Raw genomic sequence first — 23284 nt, 5'->3', positions numbered from 1 at the left:
ACCGGGGTCGGGTCTGATCGGGCGTGAGCATCGGCTGGTTGGACCTGTCCGCAGGCGCGAGCGGGGACATGCTGCTCGGCGCGCTGGTCGATGCCGGGGTGCCGCTGGAGGTGCTCTCCGCGGCGGTGTCCGCGCTGCCGGTCGAGGCGGTGACCCTCACCGAGGAGCCCGTCACCCGGCACGGGCTGGGCGCCACCCGGGTGCACGTGCACGCCCCGCCGAGCGACGTGCACCGCACCTGGGCCGACGTCCGCACCCTGCTGGCCGGCGCCGCGCTGCCCGACCCGGTGCGCGAGGGCGCCCTGGCGGTCTTCGAGCGGCTCGCGGTCGCCGAGGGACGGGTGCACCGGATCGCGCCGGACGGCGTCCACTTCCACGAGGTCGGGGCGCTGGACGCGCTCGCCGACGTCGTCGGGGTGGTCGCCGGGTTCGAGCACCTGGGGCTGACCGAGCTCACCGCGTCCCCGGTCGCGCTGGGCAGCGGCTCGGCCAGGGGCGCGCACGGCGTCGTCCCGGTGCCCGGGCCCGCCGTCCTCGAGCTGCTCGCCGGCGTGCCCGTACACGCCGGCCCCGTGCCGGCGGAGGCGTGCACCCCGACGGGCGCGGCGCTGGTGGCCGCCCGGGTGCACCGCTGGACGACGCTGCCGCCGATGCGGGTGACCCGGGTGGGCAGCGGCGCCGGTGGCCGTGACCCGGTCGAGCTGCCCAACATCGTCCGGCTGGTGCTGGGCGAGCCGACCGAGCCGCCGCAGGACCCCGAGCCGGGCGGGCTGCTGCTGGAGACCAACGTCGACGACCTGGACCCACGACTGTGGCCCGGGGTGCTGGCCGACCTGCTCGCCGCCGGGGCGTCGGACGCCTGGCTCACGCCGATCCTGATGAAGAAGGGCCTCCCCGCGCACACCCTGTCGGTGCTGTGCCGGCCCGCCGCGGTCGCCGCCGCGCAGGCAGTGGTCTTCGCCGCGACCTCCACCATCGGCCTGCGGGTGCAGCCGGTGCGCAAGGTGGTGCTGCAGCGGGTGCCCGGCAGCGTGGAGGTGCTGGGCGGCCGGGTCGGGGTGAAGGTCGCCGGCCTCGACGGCCAGGTGCTCAACGTGAGCGTCGAGTTCGAGGACGTCGCCGCCCTGGCCCGCCGCACCGGGCTGCCGGTCAAGGAGGTGCTGCGGGTCGCCACGGCGGCCGCGCACGCCGCCCACCCCGGGGCATCGGCTAGGGTCCTGGGCCGAGAAGGGGAGTAGCCCCCCGACCGCTGGTCGACATGCTGGCGCGCTCGCGCGCCCGGTCAGCGGGCCCGTGCTCCTGAGCGCGGGTGGGCGAGACCTTCGGCCTCGCGGCCACCTGATGGTGCGTCGCCGGTCGAGGGCTGCCCCGCATCCCCGCCCGGCGGCGCTGAGCGGAAGAGAGCACTGTGGTCCCCTCGGTCGTCCTGGCCGCGTTCGTCCTGGTCCTCCCGGTCGAGCTGCCCGACAAGACGTTGTTCGCCACCCTGGTGCTGGCCACCCGGTTCCCCGCCCTGCCGGTGTTCGTCGGCGTCGGCACGGCGTTCGGCCTGCAGGTGGCGATCGCCGTCACCGCCGGGTCGCTGCTGTCGCTGCTGCCCGAGGCCCTGGTCAGCGCCGTCGTCGCCGTCCTGTTCGTGGTCGGCGCGGTGCTGCTGTGGCGCAGCGCGAACGAGGGGCCCGAGGACGCCGACGACGCCGCGGCCCGGGAGCAGACCTCGTTCCTGCGTGCCGCGGCGATCTCCTTCGGCGTGCTGTTCGCCGCCGAGTGGGGCGACCTCTCGCAGCTGGCCACCGCCGGCCTCGCCGCCCGGTACGACGAGCCGATCTCGGTGTTCCTCGGTGCCTGGGCCGCGTTGCTCGTCGTCTCCGGGCTGGCCGCCTTCCTCGGCCGGAAGCTCGCCGACCGGCTGCCGGTGGCGATGATCCGCCGGGTCGCCGCGGTGCTGTTCGCCGTCTTCGCCGTCGTCGCGGTGGTCGAGACCGTGCGCACCCTGACCGGCTGACCCTCTGGGGTCACCCGGCGCTCAAGTCCCCGGTGGGGGCTGCCGACTCCTGCTGTGACGGCCGAGGTACGGCCGCCGAGCGAACGGGAGCACCGACCATGGAGACCATCCGCCTCGAGCAGTCGCAGGACGTGCTGGTGCAGACGGCCGCCGTCGTGGCCGCGCAGCGGCAGTTCGCGCAGCGCCTCCGGCAGCGGACGGTCCCCGACCCGCTCACCGGGCTGCCGGTGCGCAGCCTGCTCATCGACCGGCTGGAGCTCGCGCTCGCCGCCGCCGGGCCGGACACCGGCCGGCTCGCGGTGGTCTCCTGCAACCTCGACGGCATCACCGCCGTGGAGGACATCCACGGCCGCCTGACCGCCGACGCCGCGCGCGCCGAGGCCGCCGGCCGGCTGGTCTCCGCCGTCCGGCAGGGCGACGTCGTCGCCCGGATCAGCGCCCAGACCTTCGTGCTGCTGTGCCCCGGCATCACCGACCCCGCCGACGCCGAGGGGATCGCCCGCCGGGTCGCCGACGCCTTCGACGCACCGCTTCAGCCGACCCCCGGGGTCAGCCACCGGATCCGGCTCAGCGTCGGGGTGGCGCTGTCCGGCCGGGCGTCGACCCCCGAGTCGCTGATCGCCTCGGCCAACGAGGCGATGACCCAGATCCGGCACGAGCGCCAGGGCAGCGGCCGGCACGGCTGACCCGCCGTCCCTCCCCAGCGGGCCGGTCAGCGCAGGGTCGGGATCCACTCCGCCAGCGCGCGGCCGATCTCGTCCGGGGAGTCCTCGGGCACGAAGTGCCCGCCGGGCACGGTCACCTCGGTGAGCGCCGGCCAGCGCCGCACCCTCGTGCGTTGGCGGCCGACCAGGATCGATCCCGGCTCGGCGTTGACGAACAGCTTGGGGACGTCGCTGTGCGCCAGCCACTGGCCGTAGCGGTCGACGACGTCGTGCACGCCCGGCGGCACGTGCTCGATCGGGATCTGCCGCGGCCACTCCAGCGTCGGCCAGCGGTCGGCGCGCTCACGGAACGGCGCCCGGTACCGGTCGTGCGCCTCCGCGGACAGCCCGCGCCGCACCTCGGCCGGCAGGATCTTCTCCACGAACACGTTCTGGTCGAGCACCTTGCGCTCCCCGTCCGCCCCGCGCATCGCCTGGAACACCGGCTTGGCCGCCCGCGGCCAGTCGGCCCAGATCATCGGGGTGACGATCGCCTCGGTGAAGGCGATGCCACGCACCGCGTCGGGGTGCTGGGCGGCCCAGTCGAAGCCCAGCCCCGAGCCCCAGTCGTGCAGCACCAGGGTGACCCGCTCGGTGACGCCGACCGCGTCCAGGAACCCGGCCAGGAACTGCGCGTGCCGGTCGAAGGAGTAGCTGCCCGGCCCGGGGTCGGGCAGCTTGTCCGACTCGCCCATGCCGATCAGGTCGGGGGCGAGGCAGCGGCCCAGGTGCCGCACGTGCGGGATGACGTTGCGCCACAGGTAGGACGACGTCGGGTTGCCGTGCAGGAAGACGATGGGGTCGCCCTCCCCCACGTCGACGTAGGCCATCTCGTGGTCGCCGACCCGCACCCGGGAGCGCGGGAACGGGTCGTCGGCGGACACGGGCGTGCGAGCGTCGTCGGCCATGCCCCCGGTGCTCCCCGGTCGGCCGCCGTCCCAACCCCCTCCCCGGCACCAAAGTGGCCACTTCGGTCCCGGGGCTTGCGCCTGACGCTGCGTCAGGCTGTTCCGTGGTCCCCGTCAACGAGAGAGGAGGGGCGATGAGCTACACGGTGGGTGAGCTGGCCCGGCTGGCCGGCGTCACGGTGCGCACGCTGCACCACTACGACCGGATCGGGCTGGTCCGGCCCAGCGAGCGGACGTCGGCGGGCTACCGCAGCTACGACGCCCACGACCTGGACCGGCTGCAGCAGGTGCTGGTCTACCGCGAGCTCGGGTTCCCCCTCGAGGAGGTCGCGACCCTGCTGGACGACCCCGAGGCCGACCCCGCGGCGCACCTGCGCCGGCAGCACCGGCTGCTGCGGGACCGGGTCGAGCGCACCCAGGCGATGGTCGCGGCCGTGGAGAAGGAGATGGAGGCACGACAGATGGGGATCTCCCTGACCCCGGAGGAACGGTTCGAGGTGTTCGGCGACTGGCTCCCGGAGGAGTACGCCGCCGAGGCCGAGGAGAAGTGGGGCGACTCGGAGGCGTGGGCCCAGTCGCAGCGGCGGACCGCGGCGATGTCCAAGGACGACTGGCTGCGGGTCAAGGCCGAGACCGACGACGTGGAGCGCCGGTTCGCCGGTGCGCTGGCCGCGGGGGTCCCGGCCGACTCCCCGGAGGCGATGGACGTCGCCGAGGAGCACCGGCAGCACATCAGCCGGTGGTTCTACGACTGCTCGCCCGAGCTGCACGGCTGCCTCGGCGAGATGTACGTCGCCGACGAGCGGTTCGCCGCCCACTACGAGCGAATCGCCCCGGGCATGGCGCAGTACGTGAGCACCGCCGTCCAGGCCAACGCCGCCCGCCAGGGCTGAGCCAGCCGGCCAGAGGTGGAGCCGGGTCACGGCGCGGCTCCACCTCCGGCAGGGCGGGTTGACCCGGGCGAGCGACGTCACGTTCCCCCTGCTGCCGCCGGGCGGCAGGCAGGCCGCATGCTGACCGGGTGGGGTGGGTGATCGCGCGGCTGCAGCAGCCGTGGGTGCAGCGGGCGGTACGGGCGGCGCTGGCCGCGGGCTTGTCGTGGCAGGCCGCGCTGCTGCTGCCGCCGTCGCTGTCCGCCTACGCCTACTACGCCCCGCTCGGTGCGGTCATCGCGGTCAGCCCCACGGTGGCGGACTCGGCGTCGGCGGCGTGGCGCAGCATCGTGGCGATCCTGGTCGGCTTCGCCCTCGCCGTGACGCTGTTCGAGGCGACCCGCGGGGTCTCCAACGCGCTCACCATCGCGCTGATCGTCGCGCTGGCGATCGTGGTCGAGCAGTGGCGGTGGCTGTTCCGCGAGCAGGCCAGCTGGGTGAGCTTCGCCGCCGTCCTCATGCTCACCGTCGGGACGTCGGACCCGGCCGAGTACGCGCTGCGCTACGCCGGGCTGACGCTGCTGGGCGCCGCGATCGGCGTGCTGGTGACCAGCCTGCTGTTCCCCCCGCTGCAGCTGACCACCGCCGAGCAGCGGATCGCCCGCACCCGGACCCTGCTCGCCGAGCACCTGGAGACGATCGCGACGTCGCTGCGCAGCGGGCAGGTGCCCGAGCTCGGCGAGTGGGAGGCCCGCGGGGAGGAGCTGGACCACGCCCTGGACCGGATGCGCTCCGCCGAGTCGATGGTCGAGCGCGCGCGACGGGCCAACCCCCGGGCGCGGCGCTGGCGGGGCACGGCGACCAGCATCCGCGAGCAGTCGCGTGCGCTGGACCGGGTCGCCGTCCTGATCGACGACCTGACCACGCTGGTGGTGGAGTTCCAGCCGCACCGGCGCGGGCTGGACCGGGTGGACGACGGCACCGGCTGGGTGCTCGCCGATGCGCTGGACGGCCTGGCCGGCGTCGTCCTGATCCCCTTCCACGCCACGGACACCGAGCCGGACGACCGGGACGCGGCCATCGCGACGGCGCTGGCGGCCGCCGAACGGCTGACCGCGCTGCTGCGCGCCTCGGAGATCGGCGATGACGAGGGCTTCTTCGCCCTGGCCGCGGTGACGATCGGGATGCACCGCTCGCTGGCGACGCTGGAGGCGCACGTCCGCTTCCCCCAGCCCGCCTGACCCACCCTCGTTCGCCGAAGTGGCCACTTCGGCGACACGAGGGGGCGCCGAAGTGGCCACTTCGGCGAGAACGGCCGGCGGTTGCACGTGGAACGTCCGCCGTCGGCGGAACGGGACGACGCCGCCCCTGAGCACGGCTAAGGTCCGGTCCTCATGAGCCGCATCGGTGAGGCCCTCGTCCCGGCGCGGCTCGGCAGCAGCTACCGCTGGCTGCTCGCCTCGTCCTGGACGACGAACCTCGGCGACGGGATCGCGCTGGCCGCCGGGCCGCTGCTGGTCGCCGCACTCACCGAGGACCCGTTCCTGGTCGCCCTCGCCGCGACCGTGCAGTGGCTGCCGCCGCTGCTGTTCGGCCTGCTCGCCGGGGCGCTGGCCGACCGGCTGGACCGGCGGCTCATCGTGCTCACCGTCGACCTGGCCCGCGCCGCCGTGCTCGGCGTGCTGACCCTGGCGGTGGCCACCGACCGGGTGTCCATCGCCGCGGTGCTCGCCGCGCTCTTCGTGCTGGCCATCGCCGAGGTGTTCGCCGACAACAGCTCGCAGACGCTGGTGCCGTTCCTGGTCGCCCGCGACGACCTGGCCGTGGCCAACTCGCGGCTGCAGACCGGCTTCATCACCGTCAACCAGCTCGCCGGCCCGCCGCTGGGCGCCGCCCTGTTCACCGTCGGCGCGGCCTGGGCGCTGGGCGCCCAGGCGGTGGTCATCGCGCTCGGGGCGGTGCTGATCACCCGCGTCGTGCTGCCCGCCCGCGAGCCGCGCACAGGCCGGCGGCCGGCGATGCGGCGGGACATCGCCGAGGGGCTGCGCTGGGTGCGGCACCACGCCGCCGTCCGCACCCTGGTGCTGACCATCACGATCTTCAACGTGACCTTCGGCGCCGCCTGGTCGGTGCTGGTGCTGTACGCCACGGAGCGGCTCGGGCTGGGCGCCATCGGCTTCGGGCTGGTCACCACGGTGAGCGCCGTCGGCGGCATCGTCGGCGGCCTGACCTACGGGTGGATCACCCGCCGGGTGAGCCTGGGCGACCTCATGCGGGTCGGCCTGGTGGTCGAGACGCTCACCCACCTGGCGCTGGCCCTCACCGCCAGCCCGTGGGTCGCCCTGCCGGTCTTCTTCGTCTTCGGCGCGCACGCCTTCATCTGGGGGACGACGTCGGTCGCCGTGCGGCAGCGGGCGGTCCCGCAGGCGCTGCAGGGGCGGGTGGGCAGCGTCAACGTGGTGGGCGTCTACGGCGGGCTGGTGGTCGGCTCGGGCATCGGCGGCCTGCTCGCCCAGCACTGGGGCCTGACCGCCCCGTTCTGGTTCGCCTTCACCGGGTCGGCGGTGTTCGTGGTGCTCATCTGGCGCTCGCTCCGGCACGTCGCGCACGCCGACGAACAGCCGGTGCCGGCAGCCGCCTGAGGACGGCGCGCACCCGGCATGCTGCCCGGGTGAGCTACGACCAGGACCTGGCCGACCGGGTGCGGGCGGCTTTGTCCACCGACCGGGGCGTGACGGAGAAGGCGATGTTCGGCGGGCTGGCGTTCCTGGTCGACGGCGCGATGGCCGTGGCCGTGGCCGGGCAGGACGGGCTGATGGTGCGCAGCGACCCGGCGCGCGCCGACGAGCTCACCGCAGCCGACGGCGTGGCCCGGATGGTGATGCGCGGCCGGGAGCTGGACGGCTGGCTGCTGGTGCGGGCCGATGTACTGGACGACGAGGACGCGCTGCGCCGCTGGGTCGCCACCGGCCGGGACGTCGCCCGCAGCCAGCCGCCCCGCCGGGCCGGGTCGGCTAGACGCGGATGAGCAGCTCGCCGTGCAGCATGCCGAGCCAGCCGTCGTCGGCCGCGGCCCAGGCCAGCCATGCGTCGGCGATCTCCTGCAGCTCGGCCGGGGTGGCCAGCCCGTGGGCCAGCGCCTGCTCGGCGAACGCCGACGTCGTCGCCCGCCCGGCCCACGACGTGCCCCACCACTCCCGCTCGGCGGGGGCTGCGAAGCACCAGGCGGAGGTCGTGGCGGTGACGTCGCGCAGCCCGGCGGCGTGCGCCCAGGACAGCAGCCGCCGCCCGGCGTCGGGCTCGGCGTCGTTGCGCCGGGCCACCTGCCCGTAGAGCGCCAGCCACCGGTCCAGCCCCGGAGAGGCGGGGAACCAGGTGGTGGCCGCGTAGTCGACGTCCCGGACGGCGACCACTCCCCCGGGCCGGCACACCCGGGCCAGCTCGCGCAGCGCCGCCACCGGGTCGGTCAGGTGCTGCAGCACCTGGTGGGCGTGCACCACGTCGAAGGAGTCGTCGTCGAACGCGAGCGCGTAGCCGGAGCCGACGGCGAACTCGACCGCCACGCCGGCCCGGGCGGCGAGCTCGCGGGCCTCGGCCAGGGGTGCGGGCGCGACGTCCAGGCCGACGACGCGCCCCGGTGCCACCCGGGCCGCCAGATCGACGGTGATCGTGCCCGGGCCGCAACCCACGTCGAGCAGGTCGAGCCCGGGCCGCAGCTCAGCCAGCAGGTACCCGGCGGAGTTCTCCGCCGTGCGCCAGCGGTGCGACTGCAGGACAGGTTCGGCGTGCCCGTGCGTGTAGGTGTCCACCAGCGCAGGATGCCGCACCCGGTCCAGTCAGTGGGATGTCATTCGCAAGCCGTGGGATTGTCCGCAGCCCGGACGACGGCCACCGCCCCGAACTCCTCGACCAGGAACCCCGAGGCGGAGAGCACCCCGGCGACCGCGGCGTTCATCGTCTCCTGCACCGCGGCGTCGGTCTCCGGGCCGCGCACCCGGCCCACGGTCGTCCGGTCGTGCTGGGTCCAGGAGACGACCACGCCGTCCCGCTCGGGACTCGGGGTCAGGCACACCCCGCCCAGCGCCCGGCCCGCCGTCCGGCCGCCGCAGTCGTGCAGCGACAGGCCGGCCTCAGCGACCGCGGCGGCGATCTCGCAGACCAGGCCGGTGAGCGGGTCGGCGTCGGAGATCAGCGGATCCCAGTCGTCGGCCAGCCGGTCCAGCTGCGCGGAGAGGTGTGCCAGCCAGGTGCGGTCCTCGGGGGAGAACTGCCGCGACAGCGTCCCGTCGGGCCGGCACGAGCCGTAGCCGGGCTCGGTGAACCAGCCGTCGGCGGTCAGCCCGGCGACGGCGGCGTCCAACTGGCTGGGGAACGGTCCGGCCAGGACGACGCCGTCCTCGTCGACCAGCCACCAGGCGGCATCGGCACCCCGCCCCACCGCTGTCCTGGGCTGTCGCCCGTTCGACGCAGTCACGCCAGAGACCCCCAGTGCTCGACGACCGCGCCGGGGAAGTCGGCGCGCTCTGCAACTTCATCGGCAGGCCGACCCCGGACGGTCACCGCCGCCCGCCCCGGGAACCCCAGCTCCCCCACCACCTCCGGGCGCCCCGCCACCACCGGGCCGGTGTCGAATGACATGTGCCGGGCTGACCTGCGGGTTCGCTCCCGGCCACGTTTCAGCCGGGATGAGCGGGTACCCAGTTCGACATGACCACCGGCGCCGATCCCAGCGGATCGGGTGCCGTCGTCCTGGCGGCGGACGACTCCGGCCCGCTGCTGCGTTTCAGCGGCGACATCGACCGGGAGACCGTGCGCCGGTTCCGCCGCGAGGTCCCCCCGTCGTCCTGGCCGGAACGGGTCGACCTCGAGGCCGCGACCACCCTGGAGGCGGCCGGGCTGGAGCTGCTGGTGCACCTGGCCCGCAAGCCGCGCCGCCGGGGCGCCGAACTGGAGCTGCTGCACCTGCCCGACCGGCTGCGCCCACCCCTGGAGCGCGCCGGGCTTTCCTGGCTGCTGCCGGGCTCCGACGGCCGGGCCGCGCCCGCCTGAGCCGCGCCGCTGGCGCGCGGCCGCCCGGTCAGGTTAGCCTCGCCTCACTCGACGTGAGGTGGGTTTCGATGGGTCTGCGACTTCCGGTCGGCGGTGTCACGGTGCTGCTCGGCCCGGTGCGCGCACGGGCGGCCACCATGGCCGCCCTCGACCCGGGCAGCGCCCGCTGCGCCGGCGGGCACGCGTCCCTGCCGGTGCTTCGGCTGACCGCCGCCCCCGGTGATGACGTGCAGCAGCGGCTGAACGCCGTCGAGCAGGCGCGCACCGGTACGGCGTCCGTCGTCCTGGTCGACCACCTGACCGACGGCCTGGCCGCGGGCGACCGGCACGCGGTGCTCGCCGCCCTGCGGGGAGTCGCGAGCGCCGGGCGTGCCGTCCTGGTGGACGACGGCGACCCGGTCGCGGCGCTGTCGGTGGCCGACGGGCTGCTGCGCACGCCGGCGCTGACCGTCGAGCAGCTGCCCGACGTCGGCCAGCTGGAGCAGCTGGCCGGCTGAGCTCAGCCGGTGGTCAGCTCGTCTTGTAGGTGAGGCAGTCGGCCGCGTCGGCGCCCGAGCCGACCTGCACGGCGGACGCCCGGCACTCCAGGGCCTCGTTGTGCACGCAGTCCGAGCGGTGGCAGGCGCCGACGACGCCGGTGCGCTCGAGCCCTGCGCGGAACGAGATCTCCACGAAGGTGCCGCAGTGGGCGTGGTCGCCGCCGACGGTGATGGCGCCGGCGTGGCAGGTGTGCTCGGCGTTGTACGAACAGCTGTCGACCGAGCAGTCCTGCACCTGGGGCATGTCCAGCATCTGGGTCATGCCTCCAGGCTGGCACCACCCCGGCGCACCCGCCAGCCAGGAGAGGCTGCCCTGAGCTGCGCGCACGCGCCTGACCAGCGCATTTGCTGCAACCGCGCGACACGCCGGTCAGCCGCGCGGGCCCCGGCCCATCGGCGGCAGCCGGGTGGCGACCGCTCGGGTGGCGTAGCCCCCGGCGACGGCGGCCGCGATCAGCACCAGCAGCAACCCGAGCAGCCCGATCTGGTCGATCCCCACCAGCTGGAGCACGAGCAGCAGCACCGCGCCCACGAGCAGGGACAGCCCCGCGGCGAGCAGCACGACCAGCCAGCGCGGCTGGCCGCCGGGGGTGGGCGGCGGTGGGGGTGGGTCGACCGGCGTCACGCCCGTAGTGGACCACGGTCGGGGTTCACCCGTTCCGGGCTGGCTCGGGGCGCACCGATCGGCGAGGCTCGGGGCATGACCGCTCCCTGCTCGGTGACCAGCGAGGTCGGCCGGCTGCGCACCGTGCTGCTGCACCGCCCGGGCGCAGAGCTGCGCCGGCTCACCCCGCGCAACAACGACGAGCTGCTGTTCGACGGTGTGCCGTGGGTGGCGCGCGCGCAGGAGGAGCACGACGCGTTCGCCGCCGCGCTGACCGAGCGCGGGGTGGAGGTGCTGCACCTGCACCGGCTGCTCACCGAGGTGATGGCGCTGCCCGCGGCGCGCGCGGAGGTGATCGCGGCCGCCGTCGACGACCCGCGGCTGGGCGCCACCCTGCAGCACGCGACCACCGCGCACCTGGCCGGGCTGGCGCCGGACGACCTGGCGCAGGCGCTGATCGCCGGGGTGGCGCACGACGAGCTGCGCGGCGGCCGCGGTCTGACCTACCAGCTGATGAGCCCCGGGGACTTCGTCGTCCCGCCGCTGCCCAACCTGATGTTCACCCGCGACTCCTCGGTCTGGGTCGGCGGGCAGGTGGCGGTGACCTCGCTGGCGATGCCGGCCCGGGCGCGGGAGAGCGCGCTGACCGCGGCGCTGTACGCCCACCACCCGCGCTTCGCCGGGGCCGAGCAGCTCTACGGCGCGCACCTGGAGCACCTGGAGGGCGGCGACGTGCTGCTGCTCGCCCCCGGGGTGGTGGCCGTCGGCGTCGGGGAGCGGACGACGCCGGGCGGGGCGGAGCGGCTGGCCCGGCGGGTGTTCGCCCGGGGGCTGGCGCACACCGTGCTCGTCGTCCCGATCGCCCAGGAACGGGCCACCATGCACCTGGACACCATCGCCACGATGGTCGACGTCGACGCGATGGTCATGTACCCGGCGGTCGCCGACCACCTGCAGGCCTGGACGGTCACCGCCGGCGACGAGTCACCCGACACGACCGAGCTGACGGTGCAGGGCCCGCAGCCGTTCCTGATCGCCGCCGCGCAGGCGATGGGGATCGACCGGCTGCGGGTGATCGACACCGGGCTCGACCCGATCACCGCCGAACGCGAGCAGTGGGACGACGGCAACAACACCCTGGCGCTGGCTCCGCGGCTGGCGGTGGCCTACGAGCGGAACACGGTCACCAACGCGGCGCTGGAGAAGGCCGGCATCGAGGTGATCGCGATCGCCGGGTCGGAGCTGGGCAGCGGCCGCGGCGGCCCCCGGTGCATGTCCTGCCCGGTGCTCCGCGACCCGCTCCCCGCGTAGTCCGGGCGCCGGTCAGGCCCCCGGGTCGAACGCCTCGACGGCCGGGAGGAAGACCTGCTCCCGGTAGACGTCGCTGCGCTCCGGGCTCGCGGTCAGCTGCACCACGGCGAGGCCCTCCGGGGTCCCGGCCAGGGCCAGGTCGACCCGCTGGCCGAGGTCGTCGACCCGGTACAGGTCCCAGGTGAGGGACGCCGTCTCGAGCTGGTCCACCGGTTCGAGGGGCTCACCGGTGCCCAACTGGGCAGCCAGCTGCTGGAGCACCTGGTCGGCGGTGGCCCCGGGCGCCACCTGCTGCACCAGCGAGATCAGCGGCGACTGCTGGAACGCGCCGGGCAGCACCTCGGACCACCCGTCCGGGCGGACCCCGGAGAGGCCCAGCTCCTCGCTCTCCCAGTCCGTCATCTCGACCTGCACGCCCTCGGGGGTGAACGCGGGGGTCTCGACGTCGTCGACGCAGGCGGTGTCCGGTTCACTGTCGGGGTCGGCGAGGAACTCCCGGGTCAGCTGCACCGCGCACTCGTGCGCGCCCACCGAGCCGTGCCCGGTGGAGGGGAACTCGACGTAGACGCTGCTGCCCAGCTCGTCGGCCAGCTGCTCACCCCACCGCGGCGGGGTGATCGGGTCGAGCTCACCGGCCAGCACCAGGGTGGGGAGATCGCTGCTCAAGGCCTCGTTCTCCGCCGAACCGGGCTCACCGGCGTCCCAGTCGGCGCACACCTCGAAGATGCGCGGCCCCATCGTGGGCGTGCTGGCGAAGAAGCTCTCGACCAGGGGGTGCTCGGCGATCGCGTCCGACACCGCGTCCTGGTCGCTGAAGCTGACCTCCTCCTCGCACTGCACGGCCAGCTGCTGACCGACGCTGACCAGGTCCAGCTGCTGGGTGAAGGCCCCCAGCAGCAGGCCGATCGTGCCGAACTCGCCGTTGTCCGCGGCGTCGACGATCTCCGGGAGGAACGGGATCAGCTCGGTCGAGTACATGCTCTGGAACAGGAAGCCGATGAGCCCCGCGCCGTCCAGCGGGCTCTCCACCCGCTCGCCGGTGGTCTGGTCGAGCACCGTGATCGGGACGGGTTCGGCGTCCAGCTGCGCGGCGAGGTCGGTGACGGTCTGCTCGAGGTCCGGGTACCGCTCGGCGCACCCGGCGTCGGCGGCGCAGGAGGCGAACAGCGCCTCCAGCGCCCGCGCGGCGTTGCCGGGCGTCTCCTCGTAGAGGTCGGCGTCGATCGGGTAGGAGGCGTCGAGCACCACCGCGCGGATGCCGTCGGGGGTGTCGCGCATGGCGGTCTGCGCCAGCCGGGTGCCGTAGGAGATCCCGTAGAGGTTCCACTGCTCGTGCCCCAGGGCCCGGCGCAGGTCGTCCAGGTCGGCGGCGGAGGCCGCGCTGTCGTAGTCGTCGAAGTCGATGCCCTCGTCGACCAGCCGCTGCCGGCACTCCTCCAGCGAGGCGCTGGCCTGGGCCGCCAGCTCCTCGACCGGCTCCTCCGACCCCAGGGACTCCCGCACCCAGGAGCTGTACTCCTCGCAGGCCAGCGACGGCTCGGTCAACCCGGTCCCGCGCTGGTCGAGGATGACCAGGTCCCGGTCCTGGGCGAGCGGCTCGTACAGCTCCCCGAAGGCGAGGGGCACGAACTCCAGGGCGCCCTGGCCCGGCCCGCCGGAGAGGTAGACGAGCGGGTCCTCGGCCGGGTCGTCGGCGGCCGCGCCGACGACGCCGAAGGCCAGGCTGATCGTCCCCGAGTCCGGGTCGTCCCGGTCCGCCGGCACCTCGAGCGTGCCGCACTCGATGTCGACCCCGGCGGGCACGTCGAACTCGCAGGCCCCCCACTCGACCTCCCGGGCCGGGGAGCTCGACGTCGCCGCCGCGGCGTCGTCGTCCTCCCCCGAGCCGGTGCACCCGGCCAGCAGGAGCAGGAGGGAGAGCGGCGCTGCCGCCCGACGACGATCCATGTGCTCACGCTCCGCGCTTCGAGGGCCGGCTGGTACTCGATGGCTGGACCGGCCTCAGCCGGTTGATCACTACGGGGAGTCAACCAGGTCGGCTCCCCGAGCGCGCCGCCAAGCGGGCGGCGACGCCGATCGCCAGCACCGCCACGCCGACGGCGACGGCGCTCGGCGGCAGCGTGACCACCAGGACGACGCAGCCGACCGCACCGAACACCTGCAGCGCCCGCGGGAAGCGCCGGTGCGAGGGCGCCTGCGTGAACGCCGACAGGTTGGCGACCAGGTAGTACAGCAGCACCCCGAAGGACGAGAACCCGATGGCGCCGCGCAGGTCGACGGTGAGCACCAGCACGCAGACGACGACGGCCAGGGCCACCTCCGCGCGGTGCGGCACCTCGTACCGCGGGTGCACGGCGGCCAGCCAGCCGGGCAGGTCCCGCTGCCGGGCCATCGCCAGGCTGGTGCGGCCGATGCCGGCGATCAGCGCGAGCAGGGCGCCCAGCGCGGCGGCCGCGCCGCCGATCCGGACCACCGGCGCGGCCCAGGACCAGCTGCCCGCGTCGACCGCGGCCGCCAGCGGCGCCGTCGTCGCCGCCGTGCCGTCGGGGCCGAGCACCGCGAGCAGGGTGACCGCGACGACGGCGTAGACCGCGACCGTCAGGCCCAGCGCCAGCTGGATCGCCCGCGGGATGGTGCGCCCGGGGTCGCGCACCTCCTCCCCCATCGTCGCGATCCGGGCGTAGCCGGCGAAGGCGAAGAACAGCAGCCCGGCCGACTGGAGCACGCCGTACCAGCCGCCGCTGGCGCCGTCCCACGGGCTGACCCGCGCCCAGGTCGGCGACCCGCCGACCAGGCTGGCCAGCACCACCACGGTCAGCGCGGTGAGCACCACGGTGACGATCACCCGGGTGAGCCGGGCCGTGCGGGTGACGCCGCGGTAGTTGACCGCGGCCAGCGCGGCGACGGCGACCACCGCCACCGGGCGCTGCCAGCCGGCCGGCGCGGCGTAGGCGGCGAAGGTCAGCGCCATCGCCGCGCAGCTCGCCGTCTTGCCGATGACGAAGCCCCAACCGGCGAGGAACCCCCACCACGGCCCCAGCCGCTCCCGCCCGTAGACGTAGGTGCCGCCCGACGTGGGGTACTGGGCGGCGAGCTGGGCCGAGGCGGTCGCGTTGGCGTAGGCGACCAGGGCGGCGAGCAGCAGACCGATCAGCAGCCCGGCGCCGGCGGCCTGCGCGGCCGGGGCGAACGCGGCGAAGACGCCCGCGCCGATCATCGAGCCCAGGCCGATGACGACGGCGTCGCCGGTGCCGAGCCGGCGGGCCAGGGCGCCGGTCACCGGCGGGCCTTGCTTCGGGTCACCCGCATGGTCCCGGGAGCGTAGGCACGCCAGGTGAACGCCCGGTGATGCGGTCGTCCGTGATCACTCGGGTCCGGCGGGGCCACCGGGCGGGCACGGCCCCGCTCAGCCCGAGGTGATCATGCGGCCCACGCGTCAGGCTGCGCGCTGCTCGGCCACCGGCTCGGCCGGCAGGGCGTGCACGGGCGCGCGGTGCACCGTCGTCCCCACGCCGTCGCGACCGGCCCGGGTGGGCAGCCGGCCGGCCCACTCGCGGACGGTACCCAGCGGCCCGCGGCCGGGGGTGCGGGCGCGCAGCGCCAGCGCGCTGACCAGCACGGCGCCGCCGACCAGCAGCAGGTGCGCCCCGGCCCGGGCCAGGTGCACGTGCCCGGCGCCGAGGTCGGCGAGGGTCACCCACCCGAGCACCGCGGTGAAGGAGAGCAGGAACGGCAGCGCGCCGGCGGCCAGCCGCGGCCGGGCGGCGACCACCAGGAAGCAGGCGGCCAGGCCCAGGTTCCAGGCGCCGGTCTCGTGCGTCAGGTGCACCGGGGCGCCGCCACCACCACCGAGGAGCGCGGGCAGGCTCACCGCCAGCTGCCCGGCGCCGACGGCGAGCAGCGCCAGCCGCAGCGCGGCATCCACCCAGCCCCGGCGCACCCGGGCCGCCGGCAGCCGGCCGAGCACCGCCGCCGTCACGTCGGGGACCGCGGCGGCGGGCACCAGCCGGGCCCGGCGGGTCACCTCCGCGGCGGCCTCCGCCCAGCCGCGGCACGCCGCGCAGCCGGCCAGGTGCTCGTCGACCCAGGGCTGGGGCATGCCCGGGTCCTCGCCGTCCAGCCCCGCCGAGACCGCCTCACGAAAGGGATCGCACCGCACGACTGGCATAGTCGTCGCCGGCAGTCACCGAGTTCCCGGAGAGTGGTCGTGGAGCAGCTGGAACGGCTCGCGGCCCGGGCAGCCGCGGGCGACGGCGCCGCGCAGGCGGCGTTCGTGCGCGAGACGCAGGCCGAGGTGTGGCGGCTGTGCGCCCACCTGGCCGACCGGCAGGTCGCCGAGGACCTCACCCAGGAGACCTACCTGCGGGCGCTGCCGGCGCTGGCCCGCTTCGAGGGCCGCTCCAGCGTGCGCACCTGGCTGCTGTCGATCGCCCGCCGGGTCTGCGCCGACCACCTGCGCTCGACGAAGCGCCGCCGGCTGGTGCTGGTCGAGGACGACAGCGACCTGGGCGACCTGGTGCGCGACGCCCCCACCGACGTGGTGGGCGGCACGGTCGCCGCGCAGGACGTGCTCGACCGGCTCGATCCCGAGCGGCGCGAGGCGTTCGTGCTCACCCAGCTGATCGGGCTGCCCTACGCGGAGGCCGCGGAGGTCGTCGGCTGCCCGGTGGGCACCATCCGCTCCCGGGTCGCCCGGGCGCGCGCCGACCTGGTCGAGGCGCTCGTCGCCGCCGACCACCCCCGCCACCGCCGCCCCTCCTGACCTCGCGCGCACCGGGCGAACTCCGCGCCGAAGTGGCCACTTCGGCGCGGAGTTCGCCCGAGTGGCCACGTCGGCGCGACGGGTCAGGGGCGCTGGGCGGCGAGCCGGCGCAGCCGCTCGTTGTAGGCGACCAGCTCCGGGTCGTCGCCGCTCTCCCCGCGGGCGATGGCCCGCTCCCGGACCCGGTCGGCGGCGCGGTTGGACCGCTCCTCCGACTTGGTCCACTGGAAGAAGACGACGGCGAGCACCAGCACGGTCGGGAACTCCCCGAAGGACCAGGCGATGCCACCGGCCGCGCCCTGGTCGTAGAGCGGGTCGACGCCCCAGGACTCCGGCGGGTTCGCGTAGCTGGTCAGCAGCAGGCCGCTGCTCATCATCACGATCACGCCGAAGAAGGCGTGGAACGGCGCGGGCAGCAGCAGCTCCAGCATCCGGCCGCCGTGCCCGGAGCGGCGCGGCCACGGGTCGATGGCCAGGATCGGGCCGAAGAACAGCAACCCGGTGACCAGGAAGTGCAGCAGCATGAAGGTGTGCCCGACCGTGGTCGCCATGAGGTCGTCGAAGATCGGGGTGAAGTAGACGCCGTAGAGGCTGGCGATGAACAGCGGCACGGTGAACAGCGGGTGCGACACCGCCTGGCCGAGCCGGCTGTGCAGCGCGGACAGCAGCAGGCGCCGCGGCATGCCGGCGGGGCCCGGGGACGCCGGCAGCGCGCGCAGCGCGAGGGTCACCGGTGCACCCAGCAGCAGGAACAACGGGCTGATCATGCTCAGCACCATGTGCTGGACCATGTGCAGGCTGAACAGCCCCATGCCGTAGGTCTGCAGCCCGCTGGCGCAGACGTAGAAGGTGACGGCGCAGCCGGTGAACCACGAGGCGGTGCGCAGCGGCGACCACCGGACGCCGCGGGCATGCAGCCGCCAGAGGCCGACGCCGTAGGCCACGGCGAGCAGGACGGCCAGCCAGGCCAGCGGGGAGGCCGCACCCAGGTCGAGCGCCAGCACCCGGCCGGTGGTCGGCGGCAGCTCCGGCAGGTGCATCCCGCCGTGCTCGTGGTCCACGTCATTCCTCCTCAGCCGTGCCGTGCGGGCACCACGGTAAGCCTCCGGGTGCCGCCGCGGCCGTGGGCCGCGGCGGCGCCCGGCGTCAGCGCAGGGTGACCTGGCGGGAGAGGAGACCGGCGCGGGCCCGCCGCTCGTCGGCGGTCAGCGGGGTGTCGACGGCGAGCGCCGCCTCGAGCCGGGTCTGCAGCTCGGCCGCGGGGCCGGCCCAGTCGGCGCCGGGGACGTCGGCGGGCACGTCCCACACCGGGACGACGAGGCCCAGGGCGCGGAAGGCGCCGGCGTACCGGGTGTCCTCGCCCAGCGTCAGCTCGCCGGCGGCCGCCAGCCGGGCGAGGGCGTCCAGCAGCTGCTCCTCGGCCTCCGGCCGCGCCCAGCGCACGTGCGCCCGGTCGACCGAGGGGCGGCACCAGTACGCGGCCTCCAGGCCCTCGAGCCGGACAGTCGGCATGACCATCTCGTTGGCCTGCTGCAGCCCGGCCTGGGCGGCCGGGTTGGGCTCGGCGCCCTCCAGCCAGAAGCCGAAGTCGTCGTGCACGGTGACCTCCAGCGGCGCGCTGGTGTCCAACAGCTCCTGCAGCCGCGGGCCGGCGGACCCGGCGGCGCCGATCGGGCCCGGGTCGACCGGGGCACCGGCCGGGGCCTCCAGCGCGGCGGCCAGCGCCGTCCCCAGGTCGCGGCTGACGTCGTCGGAGGAGGTGGGCAGCTGGACGCCGAGCAGGATCTCGCCGTTGGCGCGCACCAGCGCGGGGGTGCCGCCGGGCAGCACGCTGGCCAGCGTGACCTCCCGGCCGTCGGTGGTGCGCAGCTTCGCGGTGGCGGCGGGCACCAGCTCGCGCAGCGCGACCCAGTCGGCCTCGCCCGTCAGCCCCTCGAAGGGGCGGCGCACCGGCGCGGCGTAGCCGGAGCCGTGGCAGTGCTTGTACCGGCGGCCGGAGCCGCACGGGCAGGGCGCCTTCGGGTTGGTCTCCCCGGCGGCGGCCGGGGCGGCGGGACGGCTGCGGGATGCGGAACGGGCCATGTCTGCGAGGGTAGGAGACTCCCCCGACGGCATCTCGCTAGAGTCACTCCAGTGACGTTGGCTGCTGCTCCCCTCGACCTGACCGACCCCGCGGTGGTCGCCGACCCGTACCCCACGTTCGCGCGGGCGCGGGCCGCGGCGCCGGTGCAGTGGGACGCGGGCCTGGGCATGTGGCTGGCCTTCACCCACGCCGAGGCCAACGCGGTGCTGCGCGACCGGCGGCTGGGCCGGATCTGGCGGGACAAGGCGCCCGCCGAGCGGTTCGACCAGTTCAACCTGATCCACCGCAACGCGATCCTGGAGATGGAGCCGCCGGAGCACACCCGGCTGCGCCGGCTGATCAGCGCCGCGTTCGCCCGCGGGCACGTCGAGCGGCTGCGCCCGTGGGTGGAGGAGCTGGCCGACGGGCTGGTCGACGAGCTGGTCGAGCGATCGGCCGGGTCCACCCCGGTCGACGTGCTGTCCGGGATGAGCGAGGAGCTGCCGGTCGCGGTGATCGCCGAACTGCTCGGCGTCCCGGCCGCCGACCGACCGCTGCTGCGGCCGTGGTCGAACGCGATCGTGAAGATGTACGAGTACGGCCGGACGACGGCCATCGAGGACGACGCCGAGCGAGCCGCCGCCGAGTTCGTCGGCTACCTGCGCGAGCTGGCCGCCGAGCGCCGCCGCACCCCGGGCGAGGACCTGCTCACCCACCTGGTCACGGTGCGCGACTCCGAGGGCGACCGGCTGACCGAGGACGAGCTGGTCACCACCTGCATCCTGCTGCTGAACGCCGGCCACGAGGCGACGGTGAACGTCAGCGGCAACGGCCTGCTGGCCCTGCTGGAGCACCCCGACCAGCTGCAGCGGCTGCGCGAGGACCCGGCGTTGCTGCCCACGGCGATCGAGGAGCTGATGCGCTTCGACTCGCCGCTGCAGCTGTTCGAGCGCACCGCCACCGCCGACGTCGAGCTCGGCGGGGTCACCGTCGAGCAGGGGCAGAAGATCGCCGCCCTGCTGGGCAGCGCCAACCGCGACCCCGCGGTCTTCGCCGACCCCGACACCCTCGACGTCGGGCGCACCGACAACCCGCACATCTCCTTCGGCGCCGGCGTGCACTTCTGCATCGGCGCGCCGCTGGCCCGGGTGGAGCTGCAGGCCTCCTTCGGCGCGCTGCTGACCCGGGCGTCGTCGCTGGAGCTGGGCGGGCGGCCGCAGCGCCGTCCGGAGTTCGTGATGCGCGGGCTCGCCGACCTGCCCGTCGTCCTCACCGCCTGAGCCCCCTCCCCGTTTCGCCGAAGTGGCCACTTCGGCGAGAACGGGGGCGCGCCAAAGTGGCCACTTCGGCGAGAACAGGGGCCGTCAGGCCGGGACCGGGGCGTCCGCCGGCAGGTCGGTGCCGAGGTAGGCGCCCGCGGCCACCAGCCGCCGCTGCAGCTCGTCCACCGGCACCCCGGCCGCGGTGGTGCCGTGGGTCAGCGCGAGGTCCGCGGCGGTCCCGGCCGCCTGGCCCATGACGAAGCAGGGACCGGTGACCCGCCCGGAGGACTGGCCCAGCTGCGTCATCGACGCGCACCGCCCGGTGACCAGCAGGTTGCCGACCCGCTGGGGCAGCAGCATCCGGTACGGCAGCTGGTTGAACCCGCGGGAGTCCTCGGCGTACGGGAAGCGGAACTCGACGTCGCCCTGGACGTGGGCCTCGACCGGCCAGCCGTTGACGCCGATCGTGTCGTCGAAGTCCACGCACCGCAGGACGTCGTCCTCGGTCAGCTGGTAGGGCCCCACGATGCGCCGGGTCTCCCGGATGCCGATCTGCGGGGCGATGTCCACCACGTAGGAGTTCCCGAAGCCCGGGGTGCGCTCGCGGATGAAGGCGAACGTGTCGCGCACCTGCCGGCGGCCCTGGATCTCGCCGTGGGTGAGCTGGCGGACGTCGGTGCCGTCGACCGCCGAGCCGTCGGCGTTGCTCAGCTGGGTGAGGTTCGACCGCCACTCCAGCGGGTTGCGCTGCGGGCGGACGATCGGCTTCTTGCGCGGGAACGAGTGGGTGCCCGCGGCCTCGGCGTCCTCCATCAGGGTCTTGATGGTGCGCCAGGCCTCGCCGGCCTCGACCGGGTCGACGCCGTTGATCCGGAACATCAGCGAGGGGTAGAGCAGGTGCTCGGACCGCTCGAACGGCACGCCGGCGCCCACCGCGACGTCGGCGTCGCCGGAGCCGTCGACGAAGAACCGGCCCCGGACGACGCCCGGGCCCGACTTGGACTCCACGACGACGCCGTCGATCCGGTCCTCGCCGTCCATGAGCACGCCGGTCACGGTGGTGTGGAACAGCAGCTCGGCACCACCGGCGAGCACCAGCTCGTCGGCGGCGATCTTGTACGCCGAGATGTCGAACGCCAGCGCCATGATCCGGTTCTCGACGGTGAGGTGCGGGGTGTTCAGCCCGTCGAGGGCGGTCAGCCGGTCCAGCAGCTCGTCGGTGTAGCCGTGCACGACCAGCTGGTCCTCGCCGTGCACCCGGGCGTGCAGGCCGCAGAAGGTGCTGAGCCCGCCCATCGTCCCGGCGCCGCCGAGGAACCCGTACCGCTCGATGAGCAGGGTGGAGCGGCCGGCCCGGGAGGCGGCCGTCGCGGCCATGATCCCGGCGGGTCCACCGCCGATGACGACGACGTCGTACTCGCCCAGGACGGGCACGTCGCGAGCCGGGAGGGTCAGTGCATCGGTCATCAGGACTCCTGGGTGCGGGAGGGGGACGCGGACGCCGGGGCACAGCCGCCCGCGTCCGGGCGGGCGCACAGCACGGCACCGCAGGCGAGAGGCTGGACGAGGTCGCGGTACTGGTCGAGGTAGCCGCCGCCGGTGTCGGCGTCGGCAGGGGGCTGGTAAGGGGGCCGGGTGGCCAGCTCCTCGGCGGGGACGAGCAGGTCGAGCCGGCCTTCGGCGAGGTCGATCTCGATGACGTCGTCGTCCTGCACGAGGCCGAGCGGCCCGCCGGCGGCCGCCTCCGGCGAGACCTCGCCCACCGTCACGCCCTGGTTGACCAGGCCGCTGAACTGGCCGTCGGTGACCAGCGCGACGGAGTCGGCGAGGCCGCGCGCGTGCAGGGCGAAGATGAACGCCGACGTCATGCCCATCCCCGGGCCGCCGGCGACACCGATGCCCCGGATGACGGCGACGTCACCGGGCTGGATCCGCCCGCTGGCGATCCCCGCGATCGCCTCCTCGCGGTTGGCGAAGACCCGGGCCGGGCCGGTGAACCGCGGCGGGTCCGGGTCGGGCACCGGGCGCTTGGCGACCGCACCGTCCGCGGCGAGCGTGCCCCGCAGCACGGTGATGGCGGGCGTGCGGCCGAAGGGGTCCGACAGCGGGCGGATGACCTCGCCGTCGGCCGGGCGGGCGGACCCCAGGTCCTCGCCCAGCGTGCCGCCGCTCACGGTGCGCTGGTCGGCGTCCAGCAGCGGGAGCAGCTCGCGCAGCACCGTCGCGCCGCCGCCGGCGTCCTCGAACTGCTCGATCAACCACGGGCCGTTGGGGCGCACCGAGCACAGCAGCGGCGTCTCGGCACCGAGTTCGCGGTAGGTCCCCCAGACGTCGACGTCGACCCCGGCCTCGATGGCGACCGCCTGCAGGTGCTTGATCGTGTTCATCGACCCACCGATGGCGAGCATCGCCCGCGCCGTGTTGCGGATCGAGCCGGCGGTGATGATGTCGCGCGGGCGGATGTCCCGTTCGATCAGGTCGACCAGCGCCGCGGCCGACCGGCGGACGTTGTCCCACATGGGCTCGCTGTTCGCCCGCACCGGCGCGGACCCGGGCACCGCCATGCCCAGCGCGAGGGCGGCGATGTGCATCGAGTTCGCCGTGGCCATGCCCGAGCAGACGCCGGGGCCCAGGATCGCGTCGTCGGCAAGCTCCTGCAGGTGGTCGGTCGGCTGGCCGAGCACGGCCGCCTGGGCGGCGCGGAGGAAGACCTCCTCCACGTCGGCGTCCCGCCCCTCGGCCAGCCCGCTGTGCTGGTACCCGCAGGGCACGATGACGGTGGGGATGTTCATCCGGCCGGCCGCCATCAGGTGCCCCGGCGTGGTCTTGTCGCACGAGCTCAGGCAGATCATGGCGTCCAGCTGCGCCCCCTCGACCACCGACTCGATGTCGTTGGCGATGAGGTCGCGGCTGGGCAGGATGTACCGCCCCCCGCGGCCGACGCTGGTGATGAAGTCCGACGGCGCGGCGGTGCGGATCTCGAACGGCAGCACGCCCAGCGCCCGGAGCTCGTCCTTGAGCACCGGGACGATGTCGTCCAGGTGGGCGTAGCACGCGGCCAGGTCCGACGACGTGTTCACGATCGCGACCTTGGGCTTGTGCAGGTCGGCCGCCGGGACGCCGAGCGGGCGCCACTGGGCCCGCCGGGCCAGGCCCAGCGCTGACGAGGCGGGGAAGTTGCTGCGCAGCTCGGGCATGGCCGTCCT

The 23284-nt window shown here is 75.1% G+C and carries 25 protein-coding genes; 12 read left to right on the top strand and 13 right to left on the bottom strand.

Translation table 11 applies throughout. From position 1 onward, the window contains the following. Positions 1-38: 38 nt before the first annotated feature. The 3 genes from larC (at position 39) to ACI79U_RS15405 (ending at position 2691) form a co-directional block, all read left to right on the top strand. On the top strand, positions 39-1238 hold the full coding sequence (gene larC / locus ACI79U_RS15415; protein ID WP_457070228.1) for a nickel pincer cofactor biosynthesis protein LarC: 1200 nt from the start codon (positions 39-41) through the stop codon (positions 1236-1238). 170 nt (positions 1239-1408) lie between these two features. Further along, positions 1409-2005 carry a TMEM165/GDT1 family protein gene (locus ACI79U_RS15410; protein ID WP_457070226.1) on the top strand — a complete coding sequence of 199 codons (597 nt, stop codon included), beginning with the start codon at positions 1409-1411 and terminating at the stop codon, positions 2003-2005. Positions 2006-2103: 98 nt separating this feature from the next. Next, positions 2104-2691: a GGDEF domain-containing protein gene (locus tag ACI79U_RS15405; protein WP_457070224.1), complete on the top strand. Its 588-nt coding sequence runs from the start codon at positions 2104-2106 to the stop codon at positions 2689-2691. 26 nt (positions 2692-2717) lie between these two features. On the opposite strand, the gene ACI79U_RS15400 is transcribed toward ACI79U_RS15405, so the two are convergent. Beyond that, complete coding sequence (locus ACI79U_RS15400; RefSeq protein WP_457070222.1) at positions 2718-3617, bottom strand: haloalkane dehalogenase; 900 nt, start codon at positions 3615-3617, stop codon at positions 2718-2720. A gap of 134 nt (positions 3618-3751) precedes the next feature. On the opposite strand from ACI79U_RS15400, the gene ACI79U_RS15395 reads away from it, so the two are divergent. The 4 genes from ACI79U_RS15395 (at position 3752) to ACI79U_RS15380 (ending at position 7517) form a co-directional block, all read left to right on the top strand. After that, positions 3752-4510, top strand: a complete 759-nt coding sequence (locus ACI79U_RS15395; protein WP_457070220.1) for a MerR family transcriptional regulator — start codon at positions 3752-3754, stop codon at positions 4508-4510. 128 nt (positions 4511-4638) lie between these two features. Beyond that, positions 4639-5730 (top strand): FUSC family protein, encoded by a 1092-nt coding sequence (locus ACI79U_RS15390; RefSeq protein WP_457070218.1) that lies wholly within the window; start codon positions 4639-4641, stop codon positions 5728-5730. Positions 5731-5883: 153 nt separating this feature from the next. Continuing rightward, positions 5884-7131 carry an MFS transporter gene (locus ACI79U_RS15385; RefSeq protein WP_457070216.1) on the top strand — a complete coding sequence of 416 codons (1248 nt, stop codon included), beginning with the start codon at positions 5884-5886 and terminating at the stop codon, positions 7129-7131. 29 nt (positions 7132-7160) lie between these two features. Beyond that, entirely contained in the window at positions 7161-7517 is a 357-nt protein-coding gene (locus tag ACI79U_RS15380; RefSeq protein ID WP_457070214.1) for a TfoX/Sxy family protein, read from the top strand. On the opposite strand, the gene ACI79U_RS15375 is transcribed toward ACI79U_RS15380, so the two are convergent. The 3 genes from ACI79U_RS15375 to ACI79U_RS15365 are packed head-to-tail and all read right to left on the bottom strand — an operon-like array spanning position 7504 to position 9127. Continuing rightward, positions 7504-8298 (bottom strand): methyltransferase domain-containing protein, encoded by a 795-nt coding sequence (locus tag ACI79U_RS15375; protein ID WP_457070212.1) that lies wholly within the window; start codon positions 8296-8298, stop codon positions 7504-7506. The two genes, ACI79U_RS15380 and ACI79U_RS15375, sit on opposite strands and share 14 nt — an antisense overlap. Before the next feature lie 38 nt (positions 8299-8336). Beyond that, complete coding sequence (locus ACI79U_RS15370; protein ID WP_457070210.1) at positions 8337-8927, bottom strand: hypothetical protein; 591 nt, start codon at positions 8925-8927, stop codon at positions 8337-8339. A gap of 32 nt (positions 8928-8959) precedes the next feature. Further along, a complete protein-coding gene (locus ACI79U_RS15365; protein ID WP_457070208.1) occupies positions 8960-9127 on the bottom strand; it encodes a hypothetical protein in 168 nt (55 codons plus the stop codon). A gap of 69 nt (positions 9128-9196) precedes the next feature. Here ACI79U_RS15365 and ACI79U_RS15360 point away from each other — a divergent pair, with 69 nt between their 5' ends. Then, positions 9197-9538, top strand: a complete 342-nt coding sequence (locus tag ACI79U_RS15360) for an STAS domain-containing protein (RefSeq protein WP_457070206.1) — start codon at positions 9197-9199, stop codon at positions 9536-9538. A gap of 68 nt (positions 9539-9606) precedes the next feature. Continuing rightward, positions 9607-10035, top strand: a complete 429-nt coding sequence (locus ACI79U_RS15355; RefSeq protein WP_457070204.1) for a hypothetical protein — start codon at positions 9607-9609, stop codon at positions 10033-10035. A 13-nt stretch (positions 10036-10048) separates the two neighbouring features. Here the strand turns inward: ACI79U_RS15355 and ACI79U_RS15350 are convergent, their stop codons facing one another. Both ACI79U_RS15350 and ACI79U_RS15345 read right to left on the bottom strand, forming a co-directional pair. Further along, positions 10049-10339, bottom strand: coding sequence for a DUF1540 domain-containing protein (locus ACI79U_RS15350; protein WP_457070202.1), 291 nt, complete (start codon positions 10337-10339; stop codon positions 10049-10051). Positions 10340-10447: 108 nt separating this feature from the next. After that, positions 10448-10702 carry a hypothetical protein gene (locus tag ACI79U_RS15345; protein WP_457070200.1) on the bottom strand — a complete coding sequence of 85 codons (255 nt, stop codon included), beginning with the start codon at positions 10700-10702 and terminating at the stop codon, positions 10448-10450. Between the two features lie 75 nt (positions 10703-10777). Here ACI79U_RS15345 and ACI79U_RS15340 point away from each other — a divergent pair, with 75 nt between their 5' ends. Further along, a complete protein-coding gene (locus ACI79U_RS15340) occupies positions 10778-11992 on the top strand; it encodes an arginine deiminase (protein ID WP_457070198.1) in 1215 nt (404 codons plus the stop codon). A 12-nt stretch (positions 11993-12004) separates the two neighbouring features. Here the strand turns inward: ACI79U_RS15340 and ACI79U_RS15335 are convergent, their stop codons facing one another. The 3 genes from ACI79U_RS15335 to ACI79U_RS15325 form a co-directional block, all read right to left on the bottom strand. Continuing rightward, positions 12005-13939 (bottom strand): alpha/beta hydrolase, encoded by a 1935-nt coding sequence (locus ACI79U_RS15335; RefSeq protein WP_457070196.1) that lies wholly within the window; start codon positions 13937-13939, stop codon positions 12005-12007. 79 nt (positions 13940-14018) lie between these two features. Continuing rightward, a complete protein-coding gene (locus ACI79U_RS15330) occupies positions 14019-15272 on the bottom strand; it encodes an APC family permease (RefSeq protein WP_457070194.1) in 1254 nt (417 codons plus the stop codon). 156 nt (positions 15273-15428) lie between these two features. After that, a complete protein-coding gene (locus tag ACI79U_RS15325) occupies positions 15429-16160 on the bottom strand; it encodes a zf-HC2 domain-containing protein (protein ID WP_457070192.1) in 732 nt (243 codons plus the stop codon). 39 nt (positions 16161-16199) lie between these two features. On the opposite strand from ACI79U_RS15325, the gene ACI79U_RS15320 reads away from it, so the two are divergent. Then, the gene (locus ACI79U_RS15320) at positions 16200-16754 is read left to right on the top strand and encodes a sigma-70 family RNA polymerase sigma factor (protein WP_457070190.1); all 555 of its coding nucleotides are present in this window, start codon (positions 16200-16202) and stop codon (positions 16752-16754) included. A gap of 83 nt (positions 16755-16837) precedes the next feature. Here ACI79U_RS15320 and ACI79U_RS15315 read toward each other — a convergent pair whose 3' ends face one another. Together ACI79U_RS15315 and ACI79U_RS15310 are read right to left on the bottom strand one after the other, a co-directional pair. Continuing rightward, a complete protein-coding gene (locus ACI79U_RS15315) occupies positions 16838-17815 on the bottom strand; it encodes a cytochrome c oxidase assembly protein (RefSeq protein WP_457070188.1) in 978 nt (325 codons plus the stop codon). 85 nt (positions 17816-17900) lie between these two features. Further along, positions 17901-18836, bottom strand: a complete 936-nt coding sequence (locus ACI79U_RS15310) for a DUF5926 family protein (protein ID WP_457070186.1) — start codon at positions 18834-18836, stop codon at positions 17901-17903. Positions 18837-18887: 51 nt separating this feature from the next. Here ACI79U_RS15310 and ACI79U_RS15305 point away from each other — a divergent pair, with 51 nt between their 5' ends. Further along, on the top strand, positions 18888-20096 hold the full coding sequence (locus ACI79U_RS15305; RefSeq protein WP_457070184.1) for a cytochrome P450: 1209 nt from the start codon (positions 18888-18890) through the stop codon (positions 20094-20096). A gap of 84 nt (positions 20097-20180) precedes the next feature. On the opposite strand, the gene ACI79U_RS15300 is transcribed toward ACI79U_RS15305, so the two are convergent. Both ACI79U_RS15300 and ilvD read right to left on the bottom strand, forming a co-directional pair. After that, positions 20181-21545: an FAD-dependent oxidoreductase gene (locus tag ACI79U_RS15300; protein WP_457070182.1), complete on the bottom strand. Its 1365-nt coding sequence runs from the start codon at positions 21543-21545 to the stop codon at positions 20181-20183. Continuing rightward, positions 21545-23275 (bottom strand): dihydroxy-acid dehydratase, encoded by a 1731-nt coding sequence (gene ilvD, locus ACI79U_RS15295; protein ID WP_457070180.1) that lies wholly within the window; start codon positions 23273-23275, stop codon positions 21545-21547. Before ilvD ends, ACI79U_RS15300 begins: the two co-directional genes overlap by 1 nt. Between the last annotated feature and the right edge of the window lie 9 nt (positions 23276-23284).

The sequence above is a fragment of the Modestobacter sp. SYSU DS0904 genome, from assembly GCF_054051115.1.
This window is presented reverse-complemented; position numbering and strand designations above follow the sequence as displayed.